This window comes from Pseudoalteromonas phenolica, assembly GCF_044788725.1.
Taxonomy (GTDB): Bacteria; Pseudomonadota; Gammaproteobacteria; order Enterobacterales; family Alteromonadaceae; genus Pseudoalteromonas; species Pseudoalteromonas phenolica_C.
The window spans coordinates 534,230-548,827 of record NZ_CP173161.1; the positions used below are offsets into that span (position 1 = coordinate 534,230).

General features: G+C 40.6%; 6 protein-coding genes. 4 read left to right on the plus strand and 2 right to left on the minus strand.

Translation table 11 applies throughout. From position 1 onward, the window contains the following. Positions 1-153: 153 nt before the first annotated feature. Complete coding sequence (locus tag ACH784_RS02470) at positions 154-1,344, minus strand: conjugal transfer protein TraF (RefSeq protein WP_404393258.1); 1,191 nt, start codon at positions 1,342-1,344, stop codon at positions 154-156. Positions 1,345-1,590: 246 nt separating this feature from the next. On the opposite strand from ACH784_RS02470, the gene ACH784_RS02475 reads away from it, so the two are divergent. From ACH784_RS02475 to ACH784_RS02485, 3 genes are all read left to right on the plus strand, one after another. Continuing rightward, complete coding sequence (locus ACH784_RS02475) at positions 1,591-5,496, plus strand: PKD domain-containing protein (RefSeq protein ID WP_404393260.1); 3,906 nt, start codon at positions 1,591-1,593, stop codon at positions 5,494-5,496. A 91-nt stretch (positions 5,497-5,587) separates the two neighbouring features. Beyond that, positions 5,588-9,205: a hypothetical protein gene (locus ACH784_RS02480; RefSeq protein WP_404393262.1), complete on the plus strand. Its 3,618-nt coding sequence runs from the start codon at positions 5,588-5,590 to the stop codon at positions 9,203-9,205. A 274-nt stretch (positions 9,206-9,479) separates the two neighbouring features. After that, on the plus strand, positions 9,480-10,556 hold the full coding sequence (locus ACH784_RS02485; protein ID WP_404393264.1) for a hypothetical protein: 1,077 nt from the start codon (positions 9,480-9,482) through the stop codon (positions 10,554-10,556). Positions 10,557-10,817: 261 nt separating this feature from the next. Here the strand turns inward: ACH784_RS02485 and gorA are convergent, their stop codons facing one another. Beyond that, entirely contained in the window at positions 10,818-12,176 is a 1,359-nt protein-coding gene (gene gorA, locus ACH784_RS02490) for a glutathione-disulfide reductase (protein ID WP_404393266.1), read from the minus strand. 176 nt (positions 12,177-12,352) lie between these two features. On the opposite strand from gorA, the gene prlC reads away from it, so the two are divergent. Continuing rightward, entirely contained in the window at positions 12,353-14,389 is a 2,037-nt protein-coding gene (gene prlC, locus ACH784_RS02495; RefSeq protein ID WP_404393268.1) for an oligopeptidase A, read from the plus strand. Positions 14,390-14,598 lie beyond the last annotated feature (209 nt).

Below are 14,598 nucleotides of genomic sequence, written 5' to 3' on the forward strand. Positions count from 1 at the left end.
CTAATACTTTGGTTTAATTAAAGCTGTATTAATTACTCTCAGATTGCTTAAAAGTACGACATTAGTCAAGTGTGTAAGATCAAAGGTTTGTGGGAAATTGTCGAGATTGGGTTGTAGGCTCGACCAAGAGATCGAGCCTAGCTTAGGAAGAGATTACAGTGTAAAGCTAAGCTGTAAACCAGCGCCGATGTCGTTCTCACCCGATGTTTGTGCCATTAAGTCTAAACGTACTACGCCAAATGGGCTGAAACCGAAGCCAACGCTGTAGCTGTCTTCTTGGTCGCCATTAAAGTCATGACGATAACCCGCACGAATTTGCACCCAGTCAAATGCATTCAGTTCTAAACCTAAACGCGCATATTGGCTTTCTTTAATGATGTTAGAACGCTGTGGTGCTGTTAAATCAATATCAGCGGCTAGCGTTACAATGTCACCATTATATGAGATGCCTGCAATATATTCAGGACCCACTTTATAAGACGGTGTAATGCCTTGACTTGTCACAGACTGATAGTCGTTTTCAATTAAGTTTTTAGCAACTAAACCCACTGTAACTCTTTCAGTTAGCTCTGTTGCTAAACCAATGTCAAAGTTAAAGTTATTTTCAGTTTTTGTGTAGTCATTGGCATCAAAGTCATCTTCGTCAAAGTCATTCACTTTTGATACGTAGTTGAATGAATCAACTTGTTGGAACTTTGGCGTGATACTCCAATAAACCTGTTTATCAGACAGGGTGAACTGGTTGGCATAAGCAAAACCGATTTCACTGATTGCAGCACCCACAACTTGCATACGTGAATTTAGCTCTTCTAGCTCTTCTGGCGTTTGTGCATTCGCAATCACATTAACGTCATCACCAGAAATAAATAGGTTTGCGTTTGCATCAACATCAGTGTTTGCATAAAGCGCAAAACCACCGATGCGGCTAGGCGAAGCAAGAGCAAGTGCTAGGTTTGCTTCAATATTGATGCCGCCATTGAGTTTCGCTAAGTCTGCAGAAAGTTGTTTACGAGCTCGGTCTAGCTCTTCAGCAGAGACATTGCCGCCTGACTCAGCCAGTTCTAGCAAGTCAGATAGTTCATCGAAGCTATCTTGGAATGTATCAATATGATCGCGTAACTCTTGCTCATCGCGAACAAATACATTTGCTGAAGGTAAAATCAAACCAAAATCATCAGTATCATCTGAGTGACGGTTGATTAGAGCAGGGTTGATTAATACTGAAGATAAGTAGTCAGCAGAAGCGACACCTACATTACCCATACCTTGTGAACGAGTATCAGCAGCCGACACTGCCGCAGAAGTTGCACTTGCAATAAGTGCTAAAGCAATACGTTTTTTCATCTATGAAAACCTTGTTGTATTGAGAGCAGAAAGTTGTCGCTATTCTAGCAGTTCGTATTAGCTTGATATAAAAAATTTCGATGAAAATAATATTAAAAATTAACTTAAATCAATTCTTCAATGTTGCATTTGATTTAATAACACTTTTAGACATTTGTAATATTGAATATAGGCTGAATAGTGCTTAGTATTGTTTCGATTTTATATAAAAATTATAAACTTTGACAAAATGGTATGGAGAAAACCATGACACCCACATCAGTATTTAGGAAGGCAATACTAGCCAGCGTGATCAGCTCAACTTTAGCCCTCACAGGTTGCGGCGGATCGGATGATGACAACAACTCAGATACAACCCCACCTCCAGCAGCAAATAAATCCCCAATCGTCACTATCAACGGTGAAGCACAAGCAAAAGAGCAAACAGAGTTTAAACTATCTGCAGCCGCTAATGATGCTGATGGCTCTATTGCGAGTTACGAGTGGACTTATCAATCAGACATGGAATTAACGGTATCGGGTGTTGACTCGGCTGAGATCACAGTAAATTCACCTGATATTAAAGAAGACAAAGCTGTTACCTTCACTTTAACAGTCACAGATGACGACGGTGCAACCGCAAGTGTTGATAAAGCCATTGTTATCAAGCGTAAAGTTTCAAGTGTAACCATCACAGGTATTGTTACAGATAAACCAATTGTAAATGCAAACTTAACTATTTCGGCAGGCAGTGCCTCAGTAAATGCGTTTGCAGACGAAACTGGTCGCTATACAGCGACTTTCTCGGTTGATGAATCTGAAGCTAACTCATTAGTACAAATTCGCGCAACTGGTTTGGGTAATCAAGATGATGTTGAGTTTGTTTCGCAACTTAACTCAATGAACAAGCTCGTTGAGCAAGCGGGTGAAGATGGTCAGCTTGTAAGTGACGAAAATTTTGGTGTAAATATCACCAACGTTTCAACTGCAGAATACGCACTTTTAACGCGTGAAGGACAAGGATTCACAACAGACGAAGAGCTACAACAAGCGCTACTAAATGTCGATGCAGAACAAAAATTAAAACTAGCGGCACTGATTAAAATTGTTGTAGATAACGACGATTATGAGTTACCTGAAGGTGTTAACTCGACATTAGATCTAGTTGATGATGAAGCGACGGCTACAGAGTTTGAACAAGAAATTAATGAGCGCGACCCAGGGTTAATAGAAAAAACTGAAGACGAAATTAGAAATGATAAAGATCTAGTTACTACAAAAACAACTTTAGGTGCTGGTGATTTTATCATTCATTCACCAGAGTTTGTTACTAACCCTGCATATCACCTTACCTTAGGCGAAAACGGTAAAAGTGGAACAATAAGCTCTGTCAACCAAGTCGAAATAGATACTTGGGCGATTACAGGTGGCAGGTTAGAAGCAACTTTGCTTGAGCCGCTTATTTTAAGTCAGAGAAAAGAGCAACTCTTCGATGAAAATGGGCAGCCTATATATGACAGTAACTACGAGCCTATTTTTGAAGATGTTGTTTATAAGACATCTAAAATCGACTTGTTAGTGCTGTCTGAGAATGATGTCTATCGTACAGTTGATTTTATTTCAAATGCTCAACGATTTGCTAATGGTGTTTATGATGAAAGTTATGAGCCTGGCGAAAAGGTATATACGTCAAACTTACTTGATAAAAATATGACTTTGGCAGTTCAAGAAGATGAGTTAGTAGGAACATGGTTCTTAAATGTATTTGATCTCAATAATCAAGGTAATGAAACAGAATCAGTAGAAAAACTTACGTTATTGGCTGATGGTCAGGTTGTCGGAGGCAAAGAAGGAAAAACTATCACCTGGCAGCTTGAAAATAATTTACTGACATTCACTTACACACACCAAGAAGGTGAAAACGAAGTGACTGGCTCTATGACTATGTGGATGACTAAGTCATTAGAGGTAGGTTATCAGTTTGTTGCTATGGATAACGGTACTAAAAATGATGCGAAAGATGCTCACTCTAAATCTGAGTGGGGTTGGCTTTTTAAACAAGATGAAAAGCTAAATATCACCAGAGAGCAAGTCATTGGCCGTTGGACTGGGCTTATGGGTTATGAGCAATTGAACTTTGACATGATTGTTGAAGACGACCTTAATGTCAAAATAGGTTTCTTAGAATCTTCAAATGATGGTCACTTTGTTGATGGTATTTTTTACAGAGGTAAAGAATATAGACTTGATGGGCAAGATGTTTCTTTCTGTGATACCTCAGAAACAAGCTGTACAGCTCGAGTGAATGTAAAACATGAATTTGTCGCGATAGAAGGCGATAAATACTATGTTCGTAGAACGTGGGAAGATGACTATGATTACGATGGAGTTTTGAGAGTTAATAGTGATCGCTTATTTATTTATCAGTATTCATCAGATATTGCTCATTCAGAGTTTACAGAGAGTTTACTCAATGCTTTATCAGATAAAAGTGATTTAGAGCAACCATTATATTTTACAGATAGCAACGGAAAAGCAATACAAATATCAGTGGTGTATAAAGAAGATTACAACAATGGAGTCAACTCATTAGTAAGTAACATATCTATGGGGGATCAGGCTTATGTGTTTCGTTTAGTCGATGGCAAACTTGAATATAGTACTTCAGAAGGGAGTTTTGTTATTGAGCTAATAGAGCAAACGGAAGCTGGTTTAAAAATATGTACTTATCCGAAAGGAGAAGAGTGTACTGCCGAAAATACATTGGTGTGGACTTTCGATATGCCACATCTAGGTGAGTTCGTAGTTAATAACCCAGATTTATTTGAATCACAGACTTATCAAATTAACCTATCTCAAAACTGGAAAAATAGGAATGGCTCTATAAAAGAAATGGGGAATATAGAGTCTAGCCCAGTAACTTGGCGCTTAGAAGATGGCGCACTAATTATCGAGCCAGAAAATTTAATACTTAGTCAGCAGCAAATAGAAATTGATGGCATGCCAGTAAATGAAATAACGCTGCTAGATAACTTAAAGCTTACATTTGAGAATAATCAACTACAAGTTGAAGAGACTCGTCGCACTTCCCGTGATGGCCTTGATGTGCTAATTCAGGTGAATCAATATGATTCTAAAAAATTGACTGAGAGTGATTATTTAAGCGTTGAGGCCGACAGCTTGCTAGGTACATGGTTTGTTGATAGCCAAATAAGTCGAAATAATTTGGGCTCAGGTTCTTATAGCTTCGAAGATGGCAATATTGGTCATAAGATCGATATTTATGGTGTTGAACATGGCTTTAATTGGCAAGTGACAGATCGCACCGTTGAGATTAATTATGAAGATGGTATGCGCACAGAGCGTTTAGGTATCACTAAAGACCTTCGTATAGATGGTTTCCAGCTTATTGCACACCGAAGCGACGGTTATGAGAATTGGATCACACCAGGCTTGATGGTGAAAGATGATAAATCGTTAGTTTATAGTGAAGCTGAACTTAAAGGTCGCTGGTTAATACAAACAGGTGAAGATCAAGCTGAAGAGTCACTGACTATTCAAGTGCATGATGATTTTTCTATTCGCTTTGGTACTTTTAGCTCTTCAATCCAAGGTATGTACGAAAACAATCAGTTGGTAAGAAAGCGTTTTTATAATCCAGTCGAAGGTAAAATCGTGGAGCCATGCGATACAAGTTTAGATTCATGTGAATTGAACTATCAAATGGTTTATCGTCCAATAGCTCAAGAAGGTGACCGTACTTATTTCCTTCGTGAATGGGAAGATTTTGGTGAAAACTCAAAAGACACCCATATTCAAGTGTTAGATAAAGCAGAAGAGTTGAGTATCTCAGAACTTAAGGGCTATATGATTGATTATATGGATCTTGTAGATAAGTCTGATGTGGAAAACCCGCAGGGTTGGGGAACTCGTTACATGGGAGTTGTAGATGGACAATTACAATATGGTTTAAAAATTGGCACAGCTGAACCACTCCCATATACATTTTCAGGTGGAAAAATGACCGTTCGAATGGGTAATGGACTGGTATATCACATTGAGCTAGTGCCAGGCAGTAATACTAAAGACGGCCTGACACTCTGTCGATATTTAGTATCTGATACCTGCTTACCTGAAAATCATATTCAGCTGAATTATAACAACTATCAATAAAACAAGGCGGGAGCTTATTTATAAGCTCCCTAGTTAACCGACAGAAATAAAAATATTTACTGTCAAACGCTCAAAGAATAGAGATAAAAACATGGAATTTAAAAAATCAGTATTAGCCCTAGGTGTATTAACGGTACTTAGCGGCTGTGGCTCATCAGACGATGATAAAAAAACGACCCCTGTAGATAATATTGCAGTAACTAGTGATATTAAAGGCGTTGCTTCTAAAGGTACCTTCATCAACGCGCCTGTTTATTTCTACAAATATGTAGATGGTGCAGCAGTTAGGCTAACTGAAGAAGAGCTAGGTGCGGCGAGTACTATGACCGATGAAAATGGTCAATACAGTGCACAAGTTAAAGTAGATGGTTTAGTTAAAGTTGAGATCGGAATAAGCCAAGATATTAGCAGCCCTACTTATATGATCTGTGATGCACCAGCAGGCTGTGGTCAAAATGCAAAAGGCGAAGCGATTAGTTTTGGTGAACAAATCAACATGACGGTAAAAGATCCAACATTTACCTTAACGTCATTGATCAGTGCAGCTAAAAATGAAGGGGATGTTGAAAATACTGCCAACATCACACCTTTAACTCACTTCGCGACAGCGCTTGCCGAGCAGCGCGGTAACGTAAGCGCTGAGTCGGTTAGCAAAGCACAATCTGAAATCGCCGATACGTTCGGTTTAATTGGTGCGCTTAACGAATTAGTACCAGCAAAAGTAGAAGATCAAGCTTCACTCGTTGATGACGATGAATCTGATAACTTACGTTATGCACTAATCAACGCAGGTATTGCGCAAGCATTATTTGTGGGTAGTGAAGGTAACGTAGGTGACATGAGTGCACGTTTAAACTCAGCAATTACAGATTTAGTAGCCGCTGACGGTGCGTTTTTAGTGAGTCGTGATAATGACGATGATGCTGAGTTTGAGCTTACTTTAGAAGATATTCTAAAAGGTGCAGAGCAAGCGACTCAGCAGATCATCGTATTGATCAAAAAAGATCCAGTACTTGCTAAAAACCTATCTCGTATTGCTGATTTTGAGTTACTAGTTACTAAATTAAACAACGATTTAGCAAAGAAAAAAGCTGATGCGGGTTCTGATGGCCGTTCAAAAGGCACTGAAACCGATGTAACCGAAGGTGATGCGGTAGCAAAAGCAGCAGCTATGGTGAAAGATATCCGTGTATTTGCAAACTTATTTGATGTCGCAGATACATCAGGTAAAGAAGTACAAACGCAAGGTGAAGAGTTTGTGCAACTTGTTGAAGACGCTGGCACTATGGTTGAAGAGCAAGCTGAGAGCTTTAAGTTATTGGCAGATGTCAGTGAAGCGCTAGCTGTGATTGATTCACTTCGCAGAGCGGGTGAAATCACTACAAATACTGTTGATCTTAAAAACTATTTAGCATTACCTGGTGCTACTGGTACAGCAACGCTTGATGAAGATGGTTTAACGTTTAATGTTCAAGCAACAGCAGGTAATGAATCATTATCAGCTAAAGCCGCTGTCACCAGTAATGAAGCAAATACTGAATACACGTTAAAGGTTGACGGCATAATCGAGAACGATGCAGCTAAGTTTACTTTAAACGAAGGCACGCAAGTCTCGGTAACGCTGAACAAGGCTGTAACAGCAGATGAACTGAAGTCAGATACTTTCGATTTAGAAGCGCATGGCATTGAAGCTGTTAAAGGTGCTTTAAACCTAGAACTAACACTGGCACAGAAGAAAACCGATGAAGTAACAAACCCCGTTAGTTTCAGCGGGCAGTTATCTGCAGAGTTAGTGCCTGTCATTGTTGAACGTTTGAATTATGAAAATGTTTATTATACTAGTCAGGATCATGTAACTCCGCCGGTTTCTAAAAAGACAATTGTAGTACCTAAAATGATTGGTTTGGGTGGTAGCTTTAGTTCTCTTGAGGGCGATTCTGTTACTGCAAGTTTCACTGTGAATGTTGCGAATGCAGATGGTTATCAAGCGGCAGGGTTTAGCTACTATGGTCGTAAAATTGAAAATGTAGCAAGCCTAAAGTTTGAGTCTGAAAATAAAGCTTTGTTATCTAGTCAATCTGGACAGCTACTTTCTACTCATACCTTACTCCGAGATGGTAAAGAAGGCATATTCTCCTACGAAGTGGTAGTAGATAATGTAACGGAAACGGTATGGTCTGGAGAATTTAATTCTAAGCAATATCTTCTTCGTAAAAATCTTACGGTAAGTGGCAATTTATATGAATCTTATTATAGCTTTTATCGTATCGTACCACTTGATTATGGTTATGAATTACAATTTGCAAATATTAGTGGGAACGTAACAGATTTCAATAACGGCCAGGTGACTGTTGATGGCGTATCGACAAACATTGAAGATATGTATTGGAGGTTTACAGGCTATTATGATGAGCTTAGTCATTTGCAAGAACTTAAAGGTTTTGTTGCGGCTCCAAACGAAATCACAAACTTACATACTTTGTTAAGCCAACCAGCTTACCAGCAAAGCCGTATTATTGATATTGATGATGTAGGTTTGGGTTTTGCTACCTTCCCAGAGCAACAACCAGAAATTGGACAAAGTAAATCTCTTTCAGGCCGCTTAATATTAGAGCTTGCTGATATGACTTACGACATTACCGTAAATGAAAGTGGCTCTGAAGTAATTGGAGAGATTGGGACTAATACGCTGTCTTACCGAATGGATGAAAACGCAGATGGTTCATTTACATTTGTTTATCATGAAGGGATAAAAGAAAAGTACTCAAATACGGTAACTGTAACGCTTGCCGCATTAAAAGAGACTGCATCGGGGCAGCCATATTTCTTTTACAACAAATCTGAATATGTAGAGTTTAACAAGGATGGTTCAGTTATCGAGCAACCAACTCCTGAGCCGAGTGAATATCACACCGCGGGTTATTACTTCAATCCAGTTCAAAATGGAGATATGCACTATTTTGATGTCTATCGAATTACTGGAGTTGCAGAAGTTAACGAAAATAATGAGTTAGTAGATTCTGCAGGGGCATTAATCAATTATGAGCAATATGATCTTTATGCAACTGCTGATAATTTAGACAGTGCAGTTTCCTACTCAAAGAGTTACAACTTTGCATTTGAGTCAGAGTATCCAGCTATTGGTTCTATGCGTAATGCCAATCCATCAACTTACATCGATAACAAAGGGTCTTTCCAAATTAATCTTCATACATATGGAGATGGGCAGTTTGAAACTTATGCAGATCAGCTTCAACCGGGAGCTACTGTATCAGTACCGGCTTACTTGTATCCTGATGACACTTTCGAACTTGAAGACGAAAACAACTTCTTAGACATCAGTGCTGCACTTAATGTAGATGTTGTACTTGGTGATTATGCGGTTGACTTAACATTAAGTGGCCAGCGTACAGAGCTTGAACAGGGTAAACTAGAGCTTGATATTAAGTACATTATTCCTGGTTCTGACGCGCAACGTAGTTTCATGGTTGAATATGATACTAAGACTGAAAGCTTATCGGCTAAAAATACTGAAGGGGTTTCTTTAGTACTTATAGATAAAGGTGAGATTTCAGATGAAGACGCAGATGCTGGCGTTGAAGTTGAAATCGGTAAGATCATGGTTGGCGAAGAAGTTGCTGCTACTATATTGAAGCGTGACAGCATTGTATTAATTAAATATACAGATGGTGTAATTGAATCACTATAACGTGTTTTAAATACACTAAAATTTAGCTGAAAGGCCGGTTTTTACTGGCCTTTTTTATACCTAAATTCAAGGTATACTAGCAGCTATACCAATCCTCAATGATACTCAATCATTTTGAGGGGGTAAAACTGACACTATCGGCGCTGAAAGTTTCTTATTTAGAACAACTGAATAGCAAAATTTTCGCCTTGCTAGCAATGAGTTTTTTTCGCCTCTACATAGATCACTTCATGAAGAGGGGGGATATTAAAATAAAAAGTTATGGACAATAAAAATGATAAAAAAAGCGTGCCTAAGCGCAGCGTTATTAACCTCTATAAGCAGCTTTGCAAGCCAGCATGAATTAGAGTTTTATTTAACTTCAAATAGTTTCACGAATATAGCGCCAGTACTACAAATTGCAGATGATGATTGGCAGCAAGGTCCAGAGCGCGATGCCAATATTGGCTTTTCTCAGTCTAGATATGGCTTCGCTTATAAAAATCAAGCATTGCCAAACTTTCGAGCACACTACATACAACGAATAGATTATCAGTTAGAGACTAACCCTGAAACGGCGTTAGGTTATTACCAAGAGCAAAATGATATCGCGCTTACCAGCTTTGAAGAGTATTCAGTTGAAATTGATCTAACGGGTGCCAGAAGCAAAGGGCTTGGCATCGAATACCAAAAGCAGTTTGGACAAGTCGATTTGTCGGTTCAAGCAAATTACTGGCATTTAAATTATTTGCGACACTCTCAGGTAAATGGTGCGATTTCGGGTAAAGAGAACTTGCAATTGCTAGGTAACTTGCAGTTTGAAGAGTTTTATACCGACAACAATTTTTTAAAACGTCCAAATAAAGAGGGCGAGTGGCAAACCAGGGGTGACGGTTATTCACTGGATTTAAAGGTGTTTTACCAAATCTCGGACACTGTTCGTGTTTATGGCGAGTTCACCGATTTACTGAATAACTTTGAAATCTCAAATACTGGTTATACGCAGGCTGACATCAATACCAAAGGTAGTTTTGTGGATAATGTTGGCTTCAGTAGTTTCAGACCACTTTTGAGAGGCGTTGAGAAAGAGCAAAGTTATGAATTTGAGCTGCCAAAGCAAACACGCATCGGTCTAGATTATCAAACAGGGCCATTTATTTATCATCTAATTGGCTACAAGCAAGGCGAAAAGCAATTTACGCAGTTTGGTGTGAGCGAAGGTGCTTGGACTCTATTGGTGGACCCTGCTAATAAGGTCGCTGATGTGAAATATCAGGGAGAGCAAATAAATTGGCAGATTGGTTTAGATCATTTTAACCCCAATGAGGCGCTAGCAATACGTTTGGGCTTTAGCGGCAAGTTTGCTTGGTAGGTTTTATGTCTGTTTGTAGGTGCTGTTTTACCCAGCACTTGTAACCATTAAGCGCGACGTAAAGTCGCCGCCTACAGCAACCAGCTTTCAATTTTAGTGCGGTAGCACCGACTTTATGTCGGGTCAATTCAGCTGGCAAGCTGCGAGAGCAAAGGCGCCAGCCTGATTGTAGGCGCTGGTTTACCCAGCGCTTTTTTGTGCGTGACATAAAGTCGACGCCTACTTAGTCCGTCACCCTGAACTTGCTTCAGGGTCTATTCACTATCTCATGGTAACGAATTCTTCAGAACCCGTTGGGTGTATCGCCACTACAGAATCAAAATCAGCTTTTGTCGCGCCCATCTTCATTGCCACAGCAAAACCTTGGATCATTTCATCCACAGCAAAACCAATACCGTGTAAACCAACGATTTTCTCGTCTTCGCCCACACAAACTAATTTCATTTTACAAGGCTGGCGGTGCTGCGTTACAGCGGTGTACATAGCAGCAAACGTAGAAGTGTACACTTTTACATTTTCTTCACCGTGTTGCGCAATCGCTTGCGGTTCGGTTAAGCCGATTGTGCCGATTGGCGGGTGGCTAAATACTACCGTGGGTACTAAATCGTAATCCATTTTGGCATCAGGCAATTCTGGGTTAAATAAACGCTCAGCTAACATACGACCTGCTTTTACGGCTACAGGCGTCAGTTCAATTCCACCTTCCATAATGTCGCCCAGTGCATAGATGCCAGGTACAGAGGTGTTTTGGTATTCATCGGTTTTAATATAACCGCGTTCAGTGGTTTCAACATCAGTCGCTTGTAGATTGATTAAATCAGTCACTGGTTCACGACCAATCGCCCAAATAACTTGATCAACCGTATGAGTGTCGCCATTTTCTAAATGCAAGGTTACAGAGCCGTCAGCTTCTTTTGTCAGCGCTTTCGGCGTGGCATTGGTGTGGAGCGTTGGACCTTCTTTGTCCATTACCTCTGTCAGTGTTTCAACAACCAGTGGGTCGAAGTTACGAAGAGGCGCATGCTTACGAACGAATAGGTGTGTTTCAGTACCTAGGCTGCTTAATACGCCTGCAAGCTCTACCGCAATGTAACCTGCGCCAATGACTGCAACGCGACGTGGCTGCTCGTCTAATTCGAAAAAGCCGTTTGAGTCGATACCGTACTCAGCACCTGGAATATTCGGAATAGAAGGGCGACCGCCTACCGCGATAGAAATATGATCAGCCGTATAATGCTCGCCATTCACTTCGATGGTTTTGTTATCAACGAATTTAGCAAAGCCGTTGATCACGGTTACGCCATTTTTTGCTAAATAACCTTCATAGCCCTTATGAATACGGCCAATATAGGCTTCGCGACTTTCTACTAACTTAGCCCAATCAAAGTTTTTAAGTTCAACATCAAAGCCATAGTCTGGTGCGTAAAGCTTAATTGCTTCAGCGACTTGTGCGCCGTGCCACATCACTTTTTTTGGTACACAACCGACGTTTACACAAGTGCCGCCCATGTGTTTAGCTTCAATTAAAGCGACTTTTGCGCCACGCATTGCCGCACGGTTAGCCGATGCAATACCACCGCTACCACCACCAATGGCAATATAATCAAAATGTTGAGCCATAAAAACTCCTTAAAAATTGGTTTTATGTTCTAAGCTTTCAATAATAGAAAGGCGAAGTATCAAGAATATTTCAGTCTAACTTGTAATTGCGGCATTTGCCCCAATTTCAATGCTAATACGTTAAATATGTCATAAAAGAACATATTAATAGAACAAGTTTAAAGGAAAGAGTATTTATGAGTAACCCACTGATTGGTCTTGAAGGTTTGCCACCATTTTCGAAAATTCAGCCAGAGCATGTAGTACCAGCACTTAAAGCGGCAATTGAACATTGCCGTAAAACCATCGATGAAGTTTTGGCAAAACAAGAATTCACTTGGCAAGGGTTGGTAGTGCCACTTGAAGAGGCGGATGACAAGCTTTCTCGTATGTGGTCGCCAGTATCGCACATGCACTCAGTGGTTAACTCTGAAGATTTACGTAAAGCCTATGATGAGTGCTTACCGCTTATTTCAGAGTACTCAACTTATGTAGGTCAGCACCAAGGTTTATATGAAGCCTATAAAGCGTTAAAAGACTCAGAAGAATTTGCATCACTGAGCATTGCCCAGCAAACCTCAATCAATAACGCGCTACGTGATTTCACCTTGTCGGGTATTGCACTAGATAGCGACAAGCAAAAGCGTTATGGCGAAATTTCAGCGCGTTTATCAGAGCTAGCTGCAAAATTTGGTAATAATGTTATGGATGCAACACAAGCATGGCAAAAACATATTACGGACGAAAGCGAGCTTGCGGGCTTGCCTGAGTCGGCAATTGCGTTAGCGGCACACACGGCGCAAAGCAAAGAGCTTGAAGGCTGGGTGTTTACTTTAGATATTCCGTCTTACCTGCCTGTGATGACTTACGCTGATAACCGCGAGTTACGTGAAGAAATGTATCGAGCGTTTAGCACTCGCGCTTCTGATCAAGGCCCGAATGCCGGTGAATTTGATAATTCAGAGATTATGGCTGAGGAGCTAAAGTTACGTCATGAATTAGCACAGCTACTAGGTTTTGACAGCTTTGCAGATAAATCATTGGCAACAAAAATGGCCGAAAGTCCGGCGCAGGTTTTTGAGTTTTTAAATGATTTAGCGGCTAAGTCTAAACCACAAGCCGAGCAAGAGTTAAAAGAGCTACAAGCATTTGCTGAGTCTGAATATCAAATGACAGACTTACAAGCATGGGATTACGGTTACTTTGGCGAGAAGTTAAAGCAAGCTAAGTATGCCATTTCTGACGAGCAGTTACGCCCATACTTCCCAGCAGATACAGTATTAAAAGGCTTGTTCACAACAGTAAACAAGCTATTTGGCATCAAGGTCACTGAGCTTTCAGATTTTGACACTTATCATGAAGATGTTCGCTTCTTTGCTGTGCATGACAAAAACGATGAACTGCGTGGTCACTTCTACCTAGATTTATATGCGCGCGAGCACAAACGTGGTGGCGCGTGGATGGATGACTGCATGGGTCGTAAAATTCGTGCCAATGGTGAGCTGCAAACACCGGTGGCGTACTTAGTATGTAACTTCAATAAAGCCGTCGGCGACAAGCCTGCTTTATTCACTCACAACGAAGTGACCACTTTATTCCACGAGTTTGGTCATGGTATTCACCATATGTTGACGCAAATCGATGCTTCAGCGGTGGCGGGTATCAATGGTGTAGCATGGGATGCAGTTGAGCTACCAAGTCAGTTCTTAGAAAACTGGTGCTACGAAGAAGAAGCACTGAGCTTTATCTCGGGTCACTTTGAAACCGGTGAGCCATTACCTAAAGAGTTACTTGATAAACTATTGGCTGCGAAAAACTTCCAGTCGGCGATGCAGATGCTCCGTCAATTAGAGTTCAGTTTATTCGACTTCCATATTCATGCTGATTATAAGGCTGAAGAGGGCTGTCAAATTCAGGCTACTCTAAATGAAGTACGTAAGCGTACAGCCGTGGTTAAAGCGCCTGAGTTTAACCGTTTCCAACATGGCTTTAGTCATATTTTTGCAGGTGGCTATAGCGCTGGCTATTACTCATATAAGTGGGCAGAAGTTTTATCTGCAGACGCGTTTTCTCGTTTTGAAGAAGAAGGCGTGTTTAACCCGCAGACAGGGCAAGACTTTATGCAGAATATTCTCGAAAAAGGTGGTTCTGAAGCGCCAATGGAATTATTCAAACGCTTTAGAGGTCGAGAGCCACAAGTTGACGCACTTCTGCGTCATAGTGGAATTGCGTAAAACCTTTATAGCGCGGGGTAAGTCCCGCGCTCGTTTTAGACCTGTTGTAGGCGGTGACTTCATGTCACGTTTGATTTTAAAAAGCGCAGGGTAAACCAGCGCCTACAATGTACCCGCAAATTTTCATCTCGTATCTCGCTAACTCAACAAAACCCGACTTAAAGTCGGTGCTACCGAAATCACAAGCGCAGGGTATAGCCTGCGCTAAG